Origin of the sequence: Mycolicibacterium thermoresistibile, from assembly GCF_900187065.1 — a bacterium.
Taxonomy (GTDB): domain Bacteria; phylum Actinomycetota; class Actinomycetes; order Mycobacteriales; family Mycobacteriaceae; genus Mycobacterium; species Mycobacterium thermoresistibile.
Window position 1 is genome coordinate 2,968,031 of record NZ_LT906483.1, and the last position, 20,758, is coordinate 2,988,788.

Genomic DNA, 20,758 nt, shown 5'->3' on the forward strand with positions numbered 1-20,758 from the left:
CGATGACCACCGAGTTCCAACCCGTCGAAAGCGATCTGACCAGCGACTTCCGCACCGGATTCGTCCCGTTCCCACCGGACCGGGTCGAGGAGTATCGACGCGCCGGGTACTGGACCGGACGTCGGCTGGACAGCATCCTTTCCGACGCGGCGGCGGCTCAGCCCGACAAGGCCGCGGTGATCGACCCGGACCGCAGCCACACCTTCGCCGAGCTGGATGCCCTCGCCGACCGGGTCGCCGCCGGACTGGCCGATCTCGGCATCGCCCCCGGTGACCGGGTGCTGCTGCAGATGCCCAACGACACCCGGTTCGCGGTCGCGTTCTTCGGGTTGCTGCGGGCGGGCGCCATCCCGGTGATGTGCCTGCCGGGCCACCGGTCGGCCGAGATGAGCCATTTCGCCGAGGTGTCCGGCGCGGTGGGGCTGATCATTCCGGAGCGGGCGAACGGCTTCGACTACCGCGAACTGGCCAGAGCGCTCACCGCGAGCCGTCCACGGTTGCGCCATGTGATCGTCGACGGGGCCACCGACCCGTCGGGCGACGGGTTCGTGCCGTGGTCCGCACTCGCCGAGTTCGCCGGGCCGGCCGTCCCCCGCCCGCCGGTCGACACCACCGCGCCGGCCCTGCTGCTGGTCTCGGGGGGCACCACCGGCCTGCCGAAGCTGATCCCGCGGACCCACGACGATTACGTCTACACCGCGGTGGCCAGCGCCCGGGCCTATGAGATGACGTCCGACGACGTGTACCTGGTGGTGCTGCCTGCCGCCCACAACTTCCCGCTGGCCTGTCCGGGCATGCTGGGCGCGATGACGGTCGGGGCGTCCACCGTGTTCACCGCCGACCCGAGCCCCGAGGCGGCGTTCCCGCTGATCAACCGGCATCGGGTCACGGTGACCGGGCTGGTCAACGCGCTGGCCAAACTGTGGGCGCAGGCCTGCGAGTGGGAACCGGAACTGCCCGAGTCACTGCGGGTGGTGCAGGTCGGCGGATCACGGATGTCCCCGCAGGAGGCCCAGTTCATCCTGGACCGGCTGACCCCGGGGATGTCGCAGATCTTCGGGATGGCCGAGGGCATGCTGAACTTCACCCGGCCCGGTGACCCGATCGACGTCGTGGTGCACACCCAGGGCCGGCCGATGTCGCCGCACGACGAGATGCGGGTGGTCGATGAATCCGGTGCCGAGGTGGCCCCCGGTGAAGAGGGTGAACTGCTGGTCCGCGGCCCCAACACGCTCAACGGGTACTACCGCGACGACGAGGCCAACGCCCGCTCGTTCAGCCCGGACGGGTTCTACCGCACCGGTGACCGGGTGCGGATCTTCGCCGACGGACCGCGGGCCGGCCATGTCGAGGTGACCGGGCGGGTCAAGGATGTGATCCACCGCGGCGGAGAGACCGTGTCGGCCACCGACCTCGAGGACCATCTGCTCACCCATCCCGCGATCTACGCCGCCGCGGCGGTCCCGCTCCCCGATGAGTTCCTCGGCGAGAAGATCTGCGCCGCAGTGGTGTTCCGCGGTGCTCCGGTCTCGCTGACCGAGCTCAACGGCTATCTCGACGAGCGCGGGGTGGCCACCCACGCCCGCCCCGACGTGCTGGTGGCGTTGCCGTCGCTGCCGATGACCGCGGTCGGCAAGGTGGACAAGAAGAAGGTCGTCGAGCAGGTGCTGTCGCAGTGATCCGCTGACCGGAGAGCGCCTCCGGGCCGCGGATCAGCCTCGGGCGCGCAGCATCTCGACGATCCGGTCGCTGACCGCGCCCGCGGTCGGATGCTCCCACAGCAACGTCGGCGGCAGCGTCAGGCCGGTCTGCCGTTCCAGCTGCCGGCGCAGTGCGACCGTCATGATCGAGTCGACCCCGATCTCCACCAGCGGCAACCGCGGATCCACGTCGGTCTCGGCCAGCCCGAGTTCGCCTGCCACCGCGGCGATCACCCGGCGGTGCACCCATTCGGCGAGGTCCCCGTCGTCAGGGAATCCGTCGGCGGGGAATCCGTCGGAAAGACCGTCCGGAACTTCCCCGCCGGGCGCATCGGCGTCCGGGTCGGCCGGTGCGACATCGGCGAACATCGGCACCGCCGCGGCCGCCGGGGACAACGGCAGCACCACCACGTTCGGGTCGCCGTCGCGGATCGCCGCGTCCAGGGCCCGCATCGCGTCGTCGACGTCGACCGTGCCCATCCCCAGCGCATCGAGTTGTGCGGCGACGAAGTCCGATGCCGACCCCATGCCGAGGCCGCGCCAGGCGGTCCACGCCACGCTGGTGGTCGCGTCCCCGGATGCGCGCCGGTACCGGGCGAACGCGTCGAGGTAGGCGTTCCCGCACGCATAGGCGCCCTGACCGGGGAACCCGCCCAGATATCCGCACGAGGAGAACAGCACCAGCCAGTCCAGCCGGCCGGGCGGGAACACCTCGTGCAGCGCCAGCACCCCGTCCACCTTGGGGCGCATGGTCGCCTCGATGTCTTCGGCGGTCGTGTTCGTCAGCAGCGCACCGGCTTCCACACCGGCGGCGTGGATCACCCCGCGCACGTCGGGCAGGTCGGCCAGCACCTCGCGCAGCCGGGCCGCGGCGCCGGGAGCGCCGATGTCCAGGGCGGCGACCCGCACCGACACCCCCCGTTCCTCCAGGGCGGTGATCGCGGCGACGGTGTCTGAGTCCCCGGCGCGGCCCCAGCTGTCCCGGGCCGGCATCCCCGACCGCGACACCAGCACCAGTCGGCGGGCCCCGAGGTCGGCCAGCCGGTGCGCCAGCCGCAGGCCGAGCGCGCCGGTTCCGCCGGTGATCAGATAGGTGCCGCCGGGCGAGCAGCGCAACCCCTCCCCCGCGCTGTCCCGTGCCCCCGGACCGGCCGGCGCCAGCCGCGCCGTGTGGGCCACCCCGTCGCGCACCACGACCACACCGTGTCCGGTCAGGGCGGTCAGCGCCCGCACCGGCAACCGGTCCTCACCGATGTCGAGCAGCCCGCCCCACAGCTGCGGATGCTCGGCCGCGGCCACCCGGGCCAGCCCCCACAGCGGCCCGTGCCCCGGGTCGGTGCCCTCGTGCACGCCCCGGGTCAGCACCCACAGCCGGGCCCCGGAGTTCGTGGCGCTCAGCCGCTGCAGGGTGTGTAGCACCAGCTGCGCCGACGCGGCCGGGCGGGCGGCGGTCCGCGGCAGCACCAGCACGACGGTGCCGGCGGTCAGGTCGGGCGGCAGTGCGGCCGGATCCGCGTAACTGCGGTGCGCCACGCGGGCCTCGTCGAGGTCGCGGGTGACGAACGCCCGGGTTCGAGCATCGCCGCCGACCAGCACCACCGCGGCGGGCGGGTCGGTGTCGGGCCAGTCCACCGGATGCCACCGCAGGTGGTGCAGCATGCCGGTGAGATCACCGGAACTGCCGCCGCCGCCGGGATTCTCGAGTTCCTCGAAACCCATCCCGGTCAGCGTCACCGAGACCGCGCCGCTCTCCTCGGCGATCGTCACGTCGGTGACGGTGCCCTCCGGGCGGCGGCGCACGTGCAGCAGCGCGATGGCGGGCGGTTTGTCGCGGACGTGCACCCGTTCGATGCGGGCGGGCATCCGCAGCCGCGGCGGCCCGTCGAAGATGGTCGAGGCCGTCGACGTCGCGGCGTCGATGAGCCCGGCCCAGGTGGCCGGGGCCGACTTGTCGGGTTCCGCGGCCACCCGGGCGAACAGTTCGCCCTCGCCGCGGTGCAGTTCCAGCACCTCCCAACCGAATCCCATGGCGGCCACCCCGAGACCGGCCAGGGTGTCCACGACGTGTCCGGCCGGCAGCGGCTGCGGGCACCTGGCCCGGATCGCCTCCTCGTCGAGGACGCCCTCGGCGCCGACGTGGTCGTCGGCGACCCGGGCGGTGCAGTGCGTCAGCCAGACCCCCGGATCGTCGCAGGCCGTCGTATCGCGGTCTGTCGTGTCGCAGGCCGTCGTATCGCGGTCTGTTGTGTCGCGGCCCGCTGTGGCGCGGGCGGTGGTGTCCTCCCCGACGATCCGGGACGCCAGCGCCAGTGCGCGGTCCTGCAGCACGACCTGCACGTCGCGGGTCCGCGCGGGCGCGACCGGCGTGCGCAGCCGCACATCGGCGATGTCGCTTCCGGCCGCGGTCAGGAACGTGTTCAACAGCACCGCGGCAGGCACGATCTCGGTGCCCTGGACAGGATGGTCGCCCGGGTACGGCCGGGTGGACAGGTCGAGCCTGGTCTGCCAGACCCGGGCGGGCACGGCGCCGGCCACGTCGATCCGTCCGCCCAGCAGGGTGTGCGAGTCGACGTCGTGCACCCCGACTCCGCCCGGCGGTGTGCCGGGGGTGCGCCAGAACCGGCGGTGCTGCCACTGGGTTCCGGGCAGCCCGGTAGCCCACCGGGTGCCCGGCGGGAATGCGGGGCGGACCGGGGCGCCGTGGCAGTACAGCGCCCCGACCACCGCGGCGACGGCCGGCAGTTCCGGTTGTTCACGGCGTAGCACCGGCAGCACGGCGTGCTCCCCGACCTCGGCCAGTGCCAGCGTCTCGGCCATGGAATGGCAGACCACCGGGTGTGCCGAGACCTCCAGGAACAACCGGTGCCCGTCCTCGGCCGCGGCGGTGACCGCTTCGGCGAACCGCACCCGGCCGCGCAGGTTGGCCACCCAGTAGTGCTCATCGCGCGCGGCGGTGGACCGCGGGTCGGCCAGCGCCGTGCTGTACAGCGGAACGGCGGCCGGCTTCGGTGTCAGAGTGCTGGTGAGGCGGGCGAGTTCGGCGGTCAGCGCGTCCATGGCGGGACTGTGGAAGGCCACGTCGGTGTTGACCTTCCGCACCATCACGCCCTGTTCCGCCCAGGCTGCCGACACCTCCCCGACCGCGTCCACGGTGCCGGAGATGACGGTGGAGAGCGGTGAGGCGCTGATCGCGGCGACGACGTCGGTGCGTTCGCCCAATCGCTGTCGTGCGTCCTCGAACGGCAGCCCGACCAGTGCCATCGCCCCTTTCCCGGCGACCGACCGGAAACCGCGGGCCCGGTAACAGGCCACCGCGGCGCCCCGGGCCAGGTCGAACACCCCGGCGGCCACACACGCGGCCACTTCGCCGACCGAATGTCCGATCACCGCAGCGGGTTTCACGCCCCGGTCGCGCAGCACCGCGGCGAGCCCGGCCTGCACCGCGAAGGTCAGGGCCTGCACCCGGTCGGTTCCGCCGAGTTCCCCGGACTGCAGCGCCTGCCGCGGCGAGAATCCCAGTTCGGCGCGGAACACCGGTTCGATCTCGTCGATCACCGCGGCGAAGACCGGTTCGTGCTCGAGCAGTTCGCGCCCCATGCCGGGCCAGTGTGATCCGTGTCCGGAGAACACCCACACCGCCCCGGCTTCCGCCGCCGGCAGCACGCTGCCGGCGACCACCGCGGGGTGGCGGGTGTCGGTGGCGATCGCGTCCAGGCCGGCAACAAGTTCGCCGGGGTGCCGGGCGATCACCGCGGCGCGGACCGGTTCGTGGGAGCGCCGTTGCCACATCGTGGCCGCCACCGCGGTCAGATCGGCCCCGGCACTCAGGTGACCGCGCAGTGCGGCGGCGTGGCGCGCCAGCCGGGCACCGGACCGTGCGGACACCGGAATCACGTGGAACCGAGGAGAATTCGCGTCCGCCGCATCGGCCGCCGGGGCCGGCGCGGCCGCCGGCGTCTCGTCCACCGCCGGCGCCTCCTCGAGCAGCAGGTGCGCGATGGTGCCGCCGTAGCCGTAACTGCACACCGCCGCGCGCCGTGGCGAATCGGCGCGCCGCGGGAACGGTTCGACCGTGGTGGGCACATGCAGACCATTGGTCGCCCAGTCCACCGCGGGCGTCAACTCGCGGATGCCGGCCGTCGGCGGAATCACCCCGTGCTGCAACGCCAGTGCGGCCTTGATCAGCCCCACCACCCCGGCGCCGCCCTCCAGGTGCCCGGTGTTGGGTTTGACCGAACCCACCCGGCACGGATCGTCCGGACCGTGTGCGGCGCCGTACACCGCGGCCAGCGCGTCGAGTTCGACCGGATCCCCGGTCGGTGTGCCGGTGCCGTGGGCTTCGACGAAATCGACTGTGGCCGGCGATGTCCCGGTGATCTCACAGGTGTGCCGGAACAGGTCCCGCTGGGCGGCGCCGTTGGGCGACATGATGCCGACGGTGCGGCCGTCCTGCGCCACCGCGCCGCCGCGGATGACGGCGATCACCCGGTCGCCGTCGCGCAGCGCATCGGGGAGCCGCTTGAGGATCACGACCGCGGCGCCCTCGCCGCGACCGTAGCCGTCGGCGGAAGCGTCGAAGCTCTTGCACCGGCCGTCGGGCGCGGTGGCGCCGGCCTTGTCGAGCACCCGGGTCAGGCCCGGTCCGATCAGGGCGCTGACCCCGCCGGCGATGGCCAGGCCGGTCTCACCGGCCCGGAGCAGCTGACAGGCGTTGTGCACGGCGACCAGCGAGGCGGCGCAGGCCGCGTCCAGCGCGACGGACGGGCCGCGCAGGTCCAGCAGGTGCGACACCCGGTTCGCGATGCCGCACAGGGAGGTGCCGATGCCGGTCCACGCCTCGATGCCGGGCAGATCCTCCATCAGCAACCTGCCGTAGTCGTCGGAGTTGACGCCCATCAGCACGGCGGTGTCGGTCCCGGCCAGCGAACGCGGCGGCACCCCGGCGTGTTCGAGCGCCTCCCAGGACACCTCCAGCGCCAGCCGCTGCTGCGGGTCCGTCAGTTCGGCCTCGCGCGGGGAGACGCCGAAGAACTCCGCGTCGAAGCCGGCCAGGTCGTCCAGGAAGGTCCCCCACGGGGTGATCTCCCGGAGCACCGCCGCGTTGCGTGGGTCCCGCCGCAGATACGGTTCCCACCGCTCGGCCGGGATCTCGCGGACGTTGCTGCCGCCGGCGAGCAGGAAGCCCCAGAACTCCTCCGGGGAGGTGATGCGACCGGCCAGCCGACAGCCGATGCCGATGATCGCTATCGGGTCGTCGGGCCGGGCCTTCGCGGTGACGTCGACGGACATGTCAGCGGGACCCTGCGCACGGCACAGTGTGGATAGCCTTCCCTAACTTCCCGAGTCGCATGCGAAGCATCTTGGCACACCCCGAACCAGCGTGGGGTGGCAACATCCATCGGGCGTCCATCGGGGGGGTCGGCGGGCGGTCAGCCGAGCAGGTCGCGCACGATCCCGTCGGCCAGCAGCCGGCCGCGGTCGGTCAGCACCAGCCGGTCGGCATGCCGCGACACCAACCCGGCATCGGCCGCGGTACCGGCCCGGGTCCGCTCGGCGGCGGTGAGCAGGCCGAGGGGCAGCCCGCTGCGCAACCGCAACCGCAGCATCACCTCCTCGGTGTGCCGGTCGTCCTCGTCGAGTTCCTCGAAATCGGCGATCGGCAACCGACCGTCGGCGAGGATCTCGGCGTAGCGGGCCGGGTGTTTCACATTCCACCAGCGGGTCATTCCCAGATGGCCGTGTGCGCCGGGGCCGGCGCCCCACCACTCCCCGCCGTTCCAATAGCCCAGGTTGTGCCGGCACTCGCCGCCCGGCCGGCTCCAGTTGGACACCTCGTACCACCCGAATCCGGCGGCCCGCAGCCGCTCGTCGAGCAGCTGATAGCGGTCGGCGAGCACGTCGTCGTCCGGCGCGGCGATCTCCCCGCGCCGGATGCGCCGGGCCAGCGCGGTGCCGTCCTCGACGATCAGGGCGTAGGCCGAGATGTGGTCCACCCCGGCGGCCACCGCGGTGTCCACCGAGCGGAGCAGATCGTCGTCGCGCTCCCCCGGGGTGCCGTAGATCAGGTCGATGTTGACGTGGTCGAACCCCGCCGCCCGGGCCTCGGCGGCCGCCGCCGGCGCCCGTCCCGGTGAATGCACCCGGTCCAGCACCGCCAGCACGTGTGGCGCCACCGACTGCATGCCCAGCGACACCCGGGTGTATCCGGCGGCCCGCAGCTCGGCGAAGAACCGCGGCGACGTGGACTCCGGGTTGGCCTCGGTGGTGATCTCGGCATCCGGGGCGATCGGGAACTGCTCGCGCACCGCGTCGAGGACCGCGGTCAGCCCGTCGGCTCCCAGCAACGACGGTGTGCCCCCGCCGACGAACACGGTGGCCACCGGCGGCGGGTCCCCCAGGGTGCGGGCCGCCAGCCGCAGTTCGGTGCGCAACGCGGCCAGCCAGCCGTGCGGATCGGCGCCGCCCAGCTCACCGGGCGTGTAGGTGTTGAAATCGCAGTATCCGCACCGGGTGGCGCAGAACGGGACGTGGATGTAGACGCCGAACGGCCGCCCGCGGGTGGCGGACAGGACCGGCGTGGCCGGTGCGGGGCGGACCGTCATGCCTCAAGTGTTCCATCGCCGTGTGTGCCCGCCGGTGTTCCGGTCCGACCGCCCGCACCGGGCCGGCCGGGCACCCGATCTCCGGGTGAAACAGGTCACCACGAATCACCACGAATCACGGTGAATGCACATCCGGGCCGGTGAACGCCCCTCCGGTTAGTGCCCGAGCCGGTGTCCATGGCACAATGGCGGGCGTGATTGCCGCCCTTACTCCCATCCGCGTCTCGTTGGTGGCGCGGCGGCATGTCGACTTCAAGCGCGTCTGTACCTGTTGTTGTCCGTCCTGACGCGCGCTTGATCTAGGACCCCAGCCCCACCGACATATTCAGCTGGCTGCCGGATCTGCGCCGCCGGACAGCCCCCCGGTGAACGCATGCGGTCCGAAAAGCCGGCTCCCGAAGGAGCCTGTTCCATGACTGAGGCGAAGACCCAGGCCAAACCCCGTCCCGCGCGCAAGCCCCGCTCCGAAGGGCAGTGGGCGCTCGGCGAACGGGACCCGCTCAACCCCAACGAGCAGTTCAAGCAGGAAGACGACGCGCTCAACGTGCGCGATCGCATCATCAACACCTACGCCAAGAACGGCTTCGACAGCATCGACAAGACCGATCTGCGCGGCCGGTTCCGCTGGATGGGCCTCTACACCCAGCGCGAACAGGGCTACGACGGCACCTGGACCGGCGATGAGAACGCCGACCTGCTGGAGGCCAAGTACTTCATGATGCGGGTGCGCTGCGACGGCAAGGCGCTGTCCGCCGCCGCGCTGCGCACCCTCGGCGAGATCTCCACCGAGTTCGCCCGGGACACCGCCGACATCTCCGACCGGATGAACCTGCAGTACCACTGGATCGAGATCGAGAACGTGCCGGAGATCTGGCGCCGGCTCGACGAGCACGGTCTGCAGACCACCGAGGCGTGCGGTGACTGCCCGCGCGCGCTGCTCGGGTCGCCGCTGGCCGGGGAGTCCCTCGACGAGGTGCTCGACCCGACCCCGGCGCTCGACGAGATCGTGCGGCGCTACATCGGCAACCCGGAGTACTCCAATCTGCCACGCAAGTACAAGACCGCGATCTCGGGTCTGCAGGACGTCGCGCACGAGGTCAACGACGTCGCGTTCATCGGCGTGAACCATCCGGAGCACGGCCCCGGCCTGGACCTGTGGGTGGGTGGCGGACTGTCCACCAACCCGATGCTCGCGCAGCGCGTCGGCGCCTGGGTGCCGCTGGACGAGGTGCCCGACGTGTGGGAGGCGGTCACCGCGGTGTTCCGTGACTACGGCTACCGCCGGTTGCGCTCCAAGGCCCGGCTGAAGTTCCTGATCAAGGACTGGGGCGTGGAGAAGTTCCGCGAAGTTCTCGAGACCGAGTACCTCAAGCGGCCGCTGATCGACGGGCCGGCGCCGGAGCCGGTCAAGCATCCGATCGACCACGTCGGGGTGCAGAAGCTGAAGAACGGCCTGAACGCGGTGGGTATCGCCCCGATCGCCGGCCGGGTGTCCGGCACCATCCTGCAGGCCGTGGCCGACCTGATGGCGCAGGCGGGTTCGGACCGCGCCCGGTTCACCCCGTACCAGAAGCTGATCGTGCTGGACATCGCCGACGACAAGCTCGACGAGTTCACCGCCGGGCTGGATCGCCTCGGCCTGCAGTGGCAGCCGTCGCACTGGCGACGGAATCTGATGGCCTGCACCGGGATCGAGTTCTGCAAGCTGTCGTTCACCGAGACCCGGGTGCGGGCCCAGAGCCTGGTGCCCGAGCTTGAGAAACGGCTCGAGGACATCAACGCCCGCCTCGATGTGCCGATCACCGTCAATATCAACGGCTGCCCGAACTCGTGCGCCCGGATTCAGGTGGCCGACATCGGGTTCAAGGGCATGATCGTCGACGACGGCGACGGCCCCGAAGAGGGTTTCCAGGTGCATCTCGGCGGCGGCCTCGGGCTGGACAGCGGTTTCGGCCGCAAGCTGCGCCAGCACCGGGTGCTGTCCAGCGAGCTCGGCGACTACATCGACCGGGTGGTGCGCAACTTCGTGAAACAGCGCGAGGACGGTGAGCGTTTCGCGACGTGGGCTCTGCGTGCCGACGAAGCGGATTTGAGGTGACCGAATGACCGACCTGATGACCGAGACCGATCTGCGGGCACTTGCCGAGCGCGGTGCGGCGGAGATGGCCGGCGCCGGCGCGGAGGAACTGCTGCGCTGGACCGATGAGCACTTCGGCGGCGCCCCGGCCGGCTCCGCCGGCGCGCGGTCCGGCTATGTGGTGGCGTCGAACATGCAGGATGCGGTGCTGATCCACCTCGCCGCCAAGGTGCGGCCCGGGGTCGATGTGTTGTTCCTCGACACCGGGTACCACTTCGCCGAGACCATCGGCACCCGCGATGCGGTGCAGGCGGTCTACGACGTCAACGTGGTCAACGTGACGGCCGAACACACCGTCGCCGAACAGGACCGGCTGCTCGGCAAGGACCTGTTCGCCCGGGACCCCAACGAATGCTGCCGGCTGCGCAAGGTGGAGCCGCTGAGCCGGGCGCTGCGCGGTTACTCGGCGTGGGTCACCGGGATCCGGCGGGTGGAGGCGCCCACCCGGGCCAACGCACCGTTCATCAGCTTCGACGAGTCGTTCGGGCTGGTGAAGATCAACCCGCTGGCCGCGTGGACGGACCAGGACATGCAGGACTACATCCAGACCCACGGCGTTCTGGTCAATCCGCTTGTCGACGAAGGCTATCCGTCGATCGGTTGCGCTCCGTGCACCACGAAGCCGGCGCCCGGCGCGGATCCGCGCAGCGGCCGGTGGCAGGGCACGGGCAAGATCGAGTGCGGATTGCACAGCTCGTGACTCGGGCACTCGCTCCGGCTCCGGCGTCGGTCGCCGGCCCGCCGGCGCTGATCCTGACCGCACACGGCAGCGCCGATCCCCGGTCGGCGGCCAACGCCCACGCGATCGCCGGCCATCTGCGCCGGTTGGCGCCGGACGTCGAGGTGCGGGTGGCGTTCTGCGAGCAGAACACCCCCAACCTGGCCGATGTGCTCGCGCAGATGCGGACCGGGGCGGTGGTGGTGCCGTTGCTGCTGGCCCGCGCCTACCACGCCCGGGTCGACATCCCGGAGCTGATCGCCGCCTCCGGCGCCGACGTCGCGCAGGCCGATGTGCTGGGCGCCGACCCGCGGCTGCTGCACGTGATGCGGGGACGGTTGTCGGCGCTGGGCGTCTCCCGGTTCGACGCCGGACTGGGCGTCGTCATGGTCGGGGTCGGGTCCTCCCACGCCGACGCCAACGCGCGCACCGCGGCGGTGGCGCAGGCGCTGGGTGAAGGCACCCGGTGGACCGGTGTCGAGGTGGCGTTCGCCACCGGGCCGGCTCCGTCGGTGCCCGACGCCGTCGCGCGGCTCCGCGCCCGCGGCGCCGACCGGATCGCGATCTCCCCGTGGTTCCTCGCCCACGGCCGGATCACCGACCGGGTCGCCGGATTCGCCCGTGGCGCAGGCATCCCGATGGCCGAGCCGCTCGGGCCGCACCGGCTGGTCGCCGCGACGGTGCTGGACCGTTACGAGGAGACGGTGGCGGCCGCCGCGCTGGCCGCCTGACGGCGGGTGGCCACACGCCGCCACATCCGCCATCCTTGACCTATATACCCTCCCGGGTATATTGAACTCCGGGAAATACCCCCGGAGGTATCTCCCCCATGTGATCGTCGGCCCGGCGACCGACCGCCCGGACCCGAGGGGAAGTGACGATGATGTCCACCAGAACCACCGCCAGGCACCGCATCCTCATCATCGGTGGCGGCACCGCCGGCATCACGGTGGCAGCCCGCCTGCTGCGCAGAGGACACACCGACGTCGCCGTGATCGAACCGTCCGAGACGCACTACTACCAGGCGATGTGGACGCTGGTCGGCGGCGGGCAGGCGCAGGCCGTCCGCACCGCCCGTCCGCAGGCCGCGGTGATGCCCAAAGGCGCCACCTGGATCAAGAAGTCCGCGGCGACCGTCGATCCCGCCGCCGGCACGGTCGGGTGCACCGACGGCTCGTCCTATGGATACGACGTCCTCGTGATGAGCCCGGGTATCCAGTTGGACTGGGACCGCACCGACGGCCTAGTCGACGCACTGGGGCATGACGGGGTGTCGTCGAACTACCGCTACGACCTCGCTCCCCGCACCTGGGAGTTCATCCGCACCACCCGGTCGGGCACCGCGGTGTTCGCGATGCCGTCCGGGCCGATCAAATGCGCCGGCGCCCCGCAGAAGATCGCCTACCTGGCCTGCGATCACTGGCGCCGCGAGGGGGTGCTGTCCCACATCGACGTGCACTTGGTGCTGCCCACCCCGCGTGCCTTCGGCATCCCCGAGATCGCCGACAGCCTCGAGGAGATCATCGCCGGTTACGGCATTCATCTGCACACCAACACCGAGGTGACGGCGGTGGACGGCGGCGCCCGGAAGGTCGCACTCACCAGCCTCGGCGACGGCGGCACCGACACCACGCTGCCGTACGACCTCCTGCACATCGCACCCCGGCAGTCCGCGCCGGACTGGATCAAGGCGAGCCCGTTGTCCACCGGTGACGCCGGTGGATACGTCGACGTCGACAAGCACACCCTGCAGCATGTGCGGTACCCCAACGTGTTCAGCCTCGGCGACGCCGCATCGACTCCGAACTCCAAGACCGGGGCGGCGATCCGCAAACAGGCGCCGGTCGTGGTCGACAACGTCGACGCGTTCCTGGCCGGCCGACCGATCACCGCGCACTACGACGGATACGCGTCCTGCCCGATCGTCACCTCCGCACGGTCGGTGCTGCTCGCCGAGTTCGACTACTCGTTCGCGATGAAGCCGACCTTCCCACTGCTCGATCCGGCCCGCCCGCACCGCGCGTACTGGTATCTGAAGAAGTACGGGCTGCCGTTCATGTACTGGAACCTGATGCTCAAGGGCCTGGTCTGACCGGCGACCGGCTCACCGCGCCGCCACCCGCTCGTCGACGTCGCCGGTGGGCAGCGCCGGCACCCGGGTGGCCCGCACGTAGACGGTGTCACCGCTGCGCAGGCCGAGCGCCTCGGCGTCGCCCCGGGTGATCTGCGCGGTGAAAGGGGCGTTGTTGGTCGCACTGGTCAGCTCCAGCCGGACCTCGAAGCCCAGCATCACCACCCGGTCGATGCGGGCCCGCACCACCCCGGTGGCCTGCAGGGTGCTGTCGGAGGTGGGCAGTTCGGGGTGGCGGCCCACCCAGATGTCGTGCGGACGCACCAGGGTGCCGTTCAGCGACGACACCGCGCCGAGGAACGACATCACGAACTCGTTGGCGGGGCTGTCGTACACCTCGGCCGGTGAGCCGACCTGTTCGATCCGGCCGTTGTTGAGCACGGCGATCCGGTCGGCGACATCGAGTGCCTCGCTCTGGTCGTGGGTGACCAACACCGTGGTGACGTGCACCTCCTCGTGCAGTCGCCGCAGCCAGGTCCGCAGGTCCTCACGCACCTTGGCGTCCAGTGCGCCGAACGGTTCGTCGAGCAACAGCACCTCGGGGTCGACGGCCAGCGCCCGGGCCAGCGCCATCCGCTGCCGCTGCCCGCCGGAGAGCTGGTTCGGATATCGGTTCTGGAAGCCCGCCAGACCGACCACTTCCAGTAGGTTGTCGACCTTCTCGGCGATCTCGCGTTTGGGTCTGCGGCGGATCTTGAGGCCGAAGGCGACGTTGTCGCGCACGGTGAGGTGTTTGAACGCCGCGTAGTGCTGGAACACGAAGCCGATCCCGCGGCGCTGCGGCGGCACATCGGTGACGTCACGGCCGTTGATGGTGATGGTGCCGGTGTCGGGGCGGTCCAGGCCGGCGATCGCTCGCAGCAACGTCGACTTCCCCGACCCGCTGGGGCCGAGCAGGGCGGTCAGCGACCCGGCCGGGACCGCGAAATCGACATTGTCCAGCGCCGCGAAATCCCCGTAACGCTTGTTCGCGCCGCGCACCGTGATCGCATCGGTCATGTGATTCTCCTGAACTATTGATTGCTCTTGGCGCGGCGGGCGTCAAGGATCACCTGGAAGATCAGCACCACCACCGCGACGGCCATCAACAGGGTGGATATCGCGTAGGCGCCGTATTCCGCACCTCGGTTGTAGCGGTCGTGCACCAGCAGGGTCAGGGTCTGCGAGACGCCGGGCAGGTTCGAGGACACCATCAGCACCGCCCCGAACTCGCCGAGCGTGCGGGCCACGGTGAGTACCACACCGTAGGTCAGGCCCCACCGGATCGACGGCAGGGTCACCCGCCAGAAGGTCTGCCACCAGGTCGCGCCGAGGGTGGCCGCGGCCTCCTCCTGGTCGGTGCCGATCTCGTGCAGGACCGGTTCGACCTCCCGGATGACGAACGGCACGGTGACGAAAATGCTGGCCAGAACGATGCCCGGGAATCCGAAGATGATCTTCAGCCCGAGACTGTTCTCGACGAAACCGAGGAATCCGGCGGTGCCCCACAACAGGATCAACGCCACGCCGACGATGATCGGTGACACCGCGAACGGCAGATCGATCACCGCCTGCAGCGCTGCCTTGCCGCGGAATCGGTTGCGCGCCAACACCAGTGCCGTCGGCACCCCGAACACCACGTTGAGCGGCACCACGATGGCCACCACCAGCAGCGACAGCTGCAGCGCGGAGATCGCCGCCGGGGTGGTGACCGAGGCGATGAACTCGCCCAGCCCGGGCGCGAACGTGCGCCACAGAATGAGCCCCACCGGCACCGCGACCAGCACCACGACATAGCTCAGTGCGACGAACCGCAGCAGATAGCGAGCCGGGCGGGCCGGCGTCAGTCCGGAACCGTTGGATCCAGAGGTCACGCCGTCTGCTCCTCCCGTTTGGCCGCGCGCGAGCCGATGACCCGCAGCACCAGCAACACCAGGAATGAGATCACCAGCAGCACAATGGACACCGCCGCCGCGCCGGTGCGGTCGTCGTTCTCGATCAGGGTGCGGATCCACTGCGAGGCGACCTCGGTCTCGCCCGGGACCGCGCCACCGATCAGCACCACCGAACCGAATTCGCCGATGGCGCGGGAGAACGCCAGCCCGGCCCCGGACAACAGCGCCGGCAGCAACGCCGGCAACACCACCCGGGTGAAGATCGTCAGGTTGTTCGCCCCCAGCGACGCGGCCGCCTCCTCGGTTTCGCGGTCCAGCTCGAGCAGCACCGGCTGCACCGACCGCACCACGAACGGCAGCGTCACGAACAGCAGCGCCACCCCGACACCCCATCTGGTGTGCTGCAGGTGGATGTCGACCGGGCTGGCCGGTCCGTACAGGGCCAGCATCACCAGGCTCGCGACGATGGTCGGCAGCGCGAACGGCAGGTCGATGACCGAGTTCACCAACCGCTTGCCGATGAACTCGTCACGGGTCAACACCCAGGCCACCATCAACCCGAAGACGGTGTTGACCACCGTGACCCCGGCCGCGATGGTCAGCGTCACCCGGAGCGAGGTCAGGGCCGCGTTGGCGGTCACCGCGTCCCGGAACGCGTCCCACCCCCCGTTGGTGGACTGCCACAGGATCGCGGCCAACGGCAGCAACACGATGATGCTGAGCCAGACGGTGGCGATGCCGACCCGCAGCGAGGTGGCGCCGCCGCGCCCCCACCCCGGTGGTGCGGCCGGGGTGGTCTCGGATCGTGGCAGGACAGCGCTCACCCGGTCGCCTGGATGTAGATCTTGGTGATCGCACCGCCGTCCTTGTTGAACAGTTCGACGTCGACCTTCTCCCAGCCCCCGAGATCATCGATGGTCCACAGCTTCTCCGGCGCCGGGAACTGGTCGGCGAAGTCAGCCGCCACCGCGGGGTCGACCGGCCGGAACCCGGCTTCGGCCCACAGCCGCTGGGCCTCCGGGGTGTACTGGAAGTTCACGAACGCGGTGGCCTTGTCGAGGTGTCGGCTGGTGGTCACCACCGCCACCGGGTTCTCGATCTTGAAGGTCTGCGGCGGGGTGAGGTAGTCGAATCGGTGGCCCTGGCGCCGCGCGTTGATCGCCTCGTTCTCGTAGGCGAGCAGCACGTCGCCGCTGCCCTGCAGGAACACGTCGGTGGCCTCCCGTCCGGAGCCCGGGCGCAGCTTGATGTGTTCGTTCACCAGCCTGGTGACGTAGTCCAGACCGGCCTGCCGGTCCTGCCCGCCCGCGCTCTTAACCGCATACGGCGCCAACAGATTCCATTTGGCCGAGCCGGAACTCAGCGGGCTGGGGGTGATGACCTCGACGTCCGGGCGCAGCAGGTCGTCCCAGTCCCGGATGTTCTTGGGGTTCCCCTCCCGGACCATGAACGTCACCACCGATCCGAACGGGATGCCCTTGGTGGCGTTGGCGTTCCAACCCTCGGCGACCTTGCCGGCCTCGACCAGCCGGGTGATGTCCGGTTCCACCGAGAAGTTCACCAGATCGGCCGGTTTACCGGATTCGACACCGCGGGACTGATCGCCGGACGCCCCGTAGGAGGCCCGCACCTGCACCCCGGTGCCCTCCTCGGTGGCGGCGAACGCCGGGATCACCTTGCTCCAGCCCGGTTCCGGCACGGCGTAGGCGACCAGGGTCAGCGTGGTGTCGGCGTCCGCGTCGCCACCTCCGCCCGGGACGTCGCTGGCGCCGCCGCCGCAGCCGGCGAGCAGCAGGGCGCCGGCGGCGAGGACGCTGAGCGTGCGGGCGCCGCGCCGCCGGAGTGATCTCGCGGGCCGCGGGGACTTCTGACCGGACATCGGGTGACCTTTCCTTCTCTGGGCTTGCAGATGGCCTCAGCTGGACGGGACCTGGAGCCGTCGCACGGAAAGGTGAGATTCTCAGCTGGCAGAACGCGCCGTCGCCGACACCAGACCGCGGACGGAATCGGTGTCAGCAACAACAGCAGGCAGCAAGAACAGCGCACTGGATGCAGGCCGCTGTTTGCATGGCGGGAAGAATAACAGAGCCCTCGACGGGTGCGCAGAACCGCGCGCGCAGATCACCGGCGGCCGGGGCCTCAGCGGCTGAACCACCACATGAGGATCACCAGCAGCACCAGGACGACCAGCACCAACGTCACCCGGGACCGCGGCATACCATTCACGAACGCTCCTGTTCCTCGAGTCCGGCCCGGCGCGCCGGCGGCATCGACCGCAGCAGCCGGACGCCGCGGATCCCGAACCGCAGCGCGACGTCGAGCAGCACCGCGATCCCGAACGCCAGCGCCAGCACCACCGGCATCACCACCGCGGTCTGCGCGACGAAGCCGAGCCCGGACAGCCACAGCTCGACGCCGTCCCACCAGCTCAGGATTCCCGCGACCATCCGACCAGCTTAGGTGACCAAATCGGGGCCGCACCCCACCCCAGTGGACGGCAAGCCCCTCGGCAGTCGATGATGGCGGATATGGTTCTGCAGCACAGCTCCGCCGACGAGTCGGCTGCCCGGGCCCGCCGCGCGTCCCCGGCCGGGCTCGGGGCGCAAAGCAAGGCTTCGTTCTCGGTGACGGAGCCCGTGCCGTATGCCCCGACCGGCACCCTGCGCAATCCCTTTCCGCCGATCGCCGACTACGGGTTCCTGTCGGACTGTGAGACGACATGCCTGATCTCGTCGTCGGGCTCGGTGGAATGGTTGTGCGTGCCCCGGCCGGACTCGCCCAGTGTGTTCGGCGCCATCCTCGACCGTGGCGCCGGGCATTTCCGGCTCGGCCCGTACGGCGTGTCGGTGCCGGCCGCCCGGCGGTACCTGCCCGGCAGCCTGATCCTGGAGACCACCTGGCAGACCCACACCGGGTGGTTGATCGTGCGCGATGCGCTGGTGATGGGCCCGTGGCACGACATCGAGACCCGCTCGCGCACCCACCGCCGCACCCCGATGGACTGGGACGCCGAGCACATCCTGCTGCGGACGGTGCGCTGTGTCAGCGGCACCGTCGAGTTGGTGATGAACTGCGAACCGGCGTTCGACTACCACCGCAACAACGCCACCTGGGAGTATTCGGCCGCCGCCTACGGCGAGGCCATCGCGCGGGCGACCGAGAACCCCGACTCGCATCCCACGCTGCGGTTGACCACGAACCTGCGTATCGGGCTGGAGGGCCGCGAGGCCCGGGCCCGCACCCGGCTCAAGGAGGGTGACAACGTCTTCGTCGCGCTGAGCTGGTCGAAACACCCGGCCCCGCAGACCTACGAAGAGGCCGCCGAGAAGATGTGGCAGACCAGCGAGGCGTGGCGGCAGTGGATCAACATCGGCAACTTCCCGGACCACCCGTGGCGGGGCTACCTGCAGCGCAGCGCGCTGACGTTGAAGGGGCTGACGTATTCGCCGACCGGTGCGCTGCTGGCGGCCAGCACCACGTCGCTGCCGGAGACACCGCAGGGCGAGCGGAACTGGGACTACCGCTACGCCTGGGTGCGGGACTCCACGTTCGCGCTGTGGGGGCTCTACACCCTGGGCCTGGACCGGGAGGCCGACGACTTCTTCGCGTTCATCGCCGATGTGTCCGGCGCGAACAACGGGGAACGTCATCCGCTGCAGGTGATGTACGCGGTCGGCGGCGAGCGGACGCTCGTCGAGGAGGAACTGCCGCATCTGTCCGGTTACGACAACGCCCGGCCGGTGCGGATCGGCAACGGCGCCTACAACCAGCGTCAGCACGACATCTGGGGCACCATGCTCGACTCGGTGTATCTGCACGCCAAGTCGCGCGAGCAGATCCCGCCCACGCTGTGGCCGGTGCTCAAGCAGCAGGTCGAGGAGGCGATCAAGCACTGGCGGGAACCCGACCGGGGCATCTGGGAGGTGCGCGGGGAACCGCAGCATTTCACCTCCAGCAAGGTGATGTGCTGGGTGGCGCTGGACCGCGGCTCGAAACTGGCCGAACTGCAGGGCGAGAAGAGCTACGCCCAGCAGTGGCGCGCCATCGCCGAGGAGATCAAGGCCGACGTGCTGGCCAACGGGGTCGACGAACGCGGCGTGTTCGTGCAGCGGTACGGCTCCAAGGCGCTGGACGCGTCGCTGCTGCTGGTGCCGCTGGTGCGGTTCCTGCCGCCGGACGATCCGCGGGTGCGGGCCACCGTGCTGGCGATCGCCGACGAGCTCACCGAGGAAGGTCTGGTGCTGCGGTACCGGGTCGAGGAGACCGACGACGGTCTGTCCGGCGAGGAGGGCACCTTCACGATCTGCTCGTTCTGGTTGGTCTCGGCGCTGGTCGAGATCGGTGAGGTGCGCCGCGCCAAGCATCTGTGCGAGCGGTTGTTGTCGTTCGCCAGCCCGCTGCACCTGTACGCCGAGGAGATCGAACCGCGCACCGGGCGCCATCTGGGCAACTTCCCGCAGGCGTTCACCCATCTGGCGCTGATCAACGCTGTCGTGCACGTGATCCGCGCCGAGGAGGAGGCCGACGGGTCCGGGGAGTTCATCCCGGCCAACGCGCCCATGTGATCCAGACGTATTCGACGGTGGCCGTGTCGAGGGGCACACCATCGATCGCTACGCTCGGTCGGAGCGATCTGGGTCCATCACAAAGGGCGGAAATGGGCAATATCTACAACGACGTCACCGAAATCGTCGGACGCACACCACTGGTCCGGCTCAATCGCCTCACCGAGGGTCTCGACGCCCAGGTGCTGGCCAAGCTGGAGTTCTACAACCCGGCCAACAGCGTCAAGGACCGTATCGGTGTGGCGATCGTCGACGCGGCGGAGGCCTCCGGCGCGCTCAAACCGGGCGGCACCATCGTGGAAGCCACCAGCGGTAACACCGGTATCGCGCTGGCGATGGTGGGCGCGGCGCGTGGCTACCGGGTGATTCTGACCATGCCGGACACCATGTCGGTCGAACGCCGGGTGATGCTGCGGGCGTTCGGCGCCGAGATCGTGCTCACGCCCGGCGCCGAGGGTATGGCCGGCGCCGTCGCCCGCGCCGAGCAGATTCTCGCCGAGACCGAGAACGCGGTGGCGGCGAAGCAGTTCGCCAACCCCGCCAATCCCGACATCCACGAGCGCACCACCGGCGAGGAGGTGTGGGCCGACACCGACGGCACGGTCGACATCTTCGTCGCCGGGATCGGCACCGGTGGCACGCTGACCGGTGTCGGCCGGCTGCTCAAGTCCCGCAAGCCCGGGGTGAAGATCGTCGGCGTGGAGCCGCTGGACTCCCCGATCCTCAACGGTGGCCAACCCGGTCCGCACAAGATCCAGGGCATCGGGGCGAACTTCATCCCCGAGGTGCTCGACCGCGATGTCTACGACGAGATCATCGACGCCGGATTCGAGGACGCGATCTCCGTCTCGCGTGCGCTGGCCACCCAGGAGGGCATCCTGGGCGGCATCTCGGCGGGGGCCAACGTGTGGGCCGCACTGGAGGTGGCGAAGCGTCCGGAGAACGCCGGGAAGGTGATCGTGGTGGTCATCCCCGACTTCGGCGAACGCTACGTGTCCACAGCGCTGTTCGAACACATCCGGGACTGAGAC

13 protein-coding genes and 1 pseudogene are annotated in these 20,758 nt (G+C 70.4%); 7 read left to right on the forward strand and 7 right to left on the reverse strand.

Annotated elements, in window-relative coordinates; genetic code table 11:
• Window positions 1-2: 2 nt before the first annotated feature.
• Window positions 3-1,679: a (2,3-dihydroxybenzoyl)adenylate synthase gene (locus CKW28_RS13955; RefSeq protein ID WP_003926866.1), complete on the forward strand. Its 1,677-nt coding sequence runs from the start codon at window positions 3-5 to the stop codon at window positions 1,677-1,679.
• A gap of 33 nt (window positions 1,680-1,712) precedes the next feature.
• Here the strand turns inward: CKW28_RS13955 and CKW28_RS13960 are convergent, their stop codons facing one another.
• A complete protein-coding gene (locus tag CKW28_RS13960) occupies window positions 1,713-6,989 on the reverse strand; it encodes a type I polyketide synthase (RefSeq protein ID WP_003926867.1) in 5,277 nt (1,758 codons plus the stop codon).
• A gap of 140 nt (window positions 6,990-7,129) precedes the next feature.
• Window positions 7,130-8,302, reverse strand: coding sequence for a radical SAM family heme chaperone HemW (gene hemW, locus CKW28_RS13965; protein ID WP_003926868.1), 1,173 nt, complete (start codon window positions 8,300-8,302; stop codon window positions 7,130-7,132).
• Between the two features lie 412 nt (window positions 8,303-8,714).
• Between hemW and CKW28_RS13970 the strand changes: the two genes are divergently transcribed.
• From CKW28_RS13970 to CKW28_RS13985, 4 genes are all read left to right on the forward strand, one after another.
• Window positions 8,715-10,400, forward strand: coding sequence for a nitrite/sulfite reductase (locus CKW28_RS13970; protein WP_003926870.1), 1,686 nt, complete (start codon window positions 8,715-8,717; stop codon window positions 10,398-10,400).
• A gap of 4 nt (window positions 10,401-10,404) precedes the next feature.
• Window positions 10,405-11,139, forward strand: a complete 735-nt coding sequence (locus CKW28_RS13975; RefSeq protein WP_003926871.1) for a phosphoadenylyl-sulfate reductase — start codon at window positions 10,405-10,407, stop codon at window positions 11,137-11,139.
• On the forward strand, window positions 11,136-11,888 hold the full coding sequence (locus tag CKW28_RS13980; RefSeq protein ID WP_003926872.1) for a sirohydrochlorin chelatase: 753 nt from the start codon (window positions 11,136-11,138) through the stop codon (window positions 11,886-11,888). The genes CKW28_RS13975 and CKW28_RS13980 overlap by 4 nt, the downstream gene beginning before the upstream one ends.
• A gap of 152 nt (window positions 11,889-12,040) precedes the next feature.
• A complete protein-coding gene (locus CKW28_RS13985; RefSeq protein ID WP_040547817.1) occupies window positions 12,041-13,249 on the forward strand; it encodes an NAD(P)/FAD-dependent oxidoreductase in 1,209 nt (402 codons plus the stop codon).
• A gap of 12 nt (window positions 13,250-13,261) precedes the next feature.
• Here CKW28_RS13985 and CKW28_RS13990 read toward each other — a convergent pair whose 3' ends face one another.
• The 5 genes from CKW28_RS13990 to CKW28_RS14010 all read right to left on the reverse strand — a co-directional run bounded on the left by CKW28_RS13990 (window position 13,262) and on the right by CKW28_RS14010 (window position 17,609).
• Complete coding sequence (locus tag CKW28_RS13990; RefSeq protein WP_003926874.1) at window positions 13,262-14,287, reverse strand: sulfate/molybdate ABC transporter ATP-binding protein; 1,026 nt, start codon at window positions 14,285-14,287, stop codon at window positions 13,262-13,264.
• A gap of 14 nt (window positions 14,288-14,301) precedes the next feature.
• Window positions 14,302-15,141, reverse strand: coding sequence for a sulfate ABC transporter permease subunit CysW (gene cysW / locus CKW28_RS13995; protein WP_003926875.1), 840 nt, complete (start codon window positions 15,139-15,141; stop codon window positions 14,302-14,304).
• The gene (gene cysT, locus CKW28_RS14000; RefSeq protein ID WP_003926876.1) at window positions 15,138-15,986 is read right to left on the reverse strand and encodes a sulfate ABC transporter permease subunit CysT; all 849 of its coding nucleotides are present in this window, start codon (window positions 15,984-15,986) and stop codon (window positions 15,138-15,140) included. Before cysT ends, cysW begins: the two co-directional genes overlap by 4 nt.
• On the reverse strand, window positions 15,983-17,041 hold the full coding sequence (locus CKW28_RS14005; RefSeq protein ID WP_003926877.1) for a sulfate ABC transporter substrate-binding protein: 1,059 nt from the start codon (window positions 17,039-17,041) through the stop codon (window positions 15,983-15,985). Before CKW28_RS14005 ends, cysT begins: the two co-directional genes overlap by 4 nt.
• A gap of 343 nt (window positions 17,042-17,384) precedes the next feature.
• Window positions 17,385-17,609, reverse strand: a complete 225-nt coding sequence (locus CKW28_RS14010) for a hypothetical protein (RefSeq protein ID WP_003926878.1) — start codon at window positions 17,607-17,609, stop codon at window positions 17,385-17,387.
• A 186-nt stretch (window positions 17,610-17,795) separates the two neighbouring features.
• Here CKW28_RS14010 and CKW28_RS14015 point away from each other — a divergent pair.
• Window positions 17,796-19,727 (forward strand): annotated as a pseudogene (locus tag CKW28_RS14015) (glycoside hydrolase family 15 protein); the annotation flags it as partial.
• A gap of 92 nt (window positions 19,728-19,819) precedes the next feature.
• Complete coding sequence (gene cysK / locus CKW28_RS14020; RefSeq protein ID WP_003926880.1) at window positions 19,820-20,755, forward strand: cysteine synthase A; 936 nt, start codon at window positions 19,820-19,822, stop codon at window positions 20,753-20,755.
• The last annotated feature ends 3 nt before the right edge of the window (window positions 20,756-20,758 follow it).

What these genes read in the sequence shown, in the direction of transcription:
- CKW28_RS13955 (WP_003926866.1), top strand. Translation starts at nt 3, where the DNA reads ATGACCACCGAGTTCCAACCCGTCGAAAGCGATCTGACCAGCGACTTC.
- CKW28_RS13960 (WP_003926867.1), bottom strand. Translation starts at nt 6,989, where the DNA reads ATGTCCGTCGACGTCACCGCGAAGGCCCGGCCCGACGACCCGATAGCG.
- hemW (WP_003926868.1), bottom strand. Translation starts at nt 8,302, where the DNA reads ATGACGGTCCGCCCCGCACCGGCCACGCCGGTCCTGTCCGCCACCCGC.
- CKW28_RS13970 (WP_003926870.1), top strand. Translation starts at nt 8,715, where the DNA reads ATGACTGAGGCGAAGACCCAGGCCAAACCCCGTCCCGCGCGCAAGCCC.
- CKW28_RS13975 (WP_003926871.1), top strand. Translation starts at nt 10,405, where the DNA reads ATGACCGACCTGATGACCGAGACCGATCTGCGGGCACTTGCCGAGCGC.
- CKW28_RS13985 (WP_040547817.1), top strand. Translation starts at nt 12,041, where the DNA reads ATGTCCACCAGAACCACCGCCAGGCACCGCATCCTCATCATCGGTGGC.
- CKW28_RS13990 (WP_003926874.1), bottom strand. Translation starts at nt 14,287, where the DNA reads ATGACCGATGCGATCACGGTGCGCGGCGCGAACAAGCGTTACGGGGAT.
- CKW28_RS14005 (WP_003926877.1), bottom strand. Translation starts at nt 17,041, where the DNA reads ATGTCCGGTCAGAAGTCCCCGCGGCCCGCGAGATCACTCCGGCGGCGC.
- CKW28_RS14010 (WP_003926878.1), bottom strand. Translation starts at nt 17,609, where the DNA reads ATGGTCGCGGGAATCCTGAGCTGGTGGGACGGCGTCGAGCTGTGGCTG.
- cysK (WP_003926880.1), top strand. Translation starts at nt 19,820, where the DNA reads ATGGGCAATATCTACAACGACGTCACCGAAATCGTCGGACGCACACCA.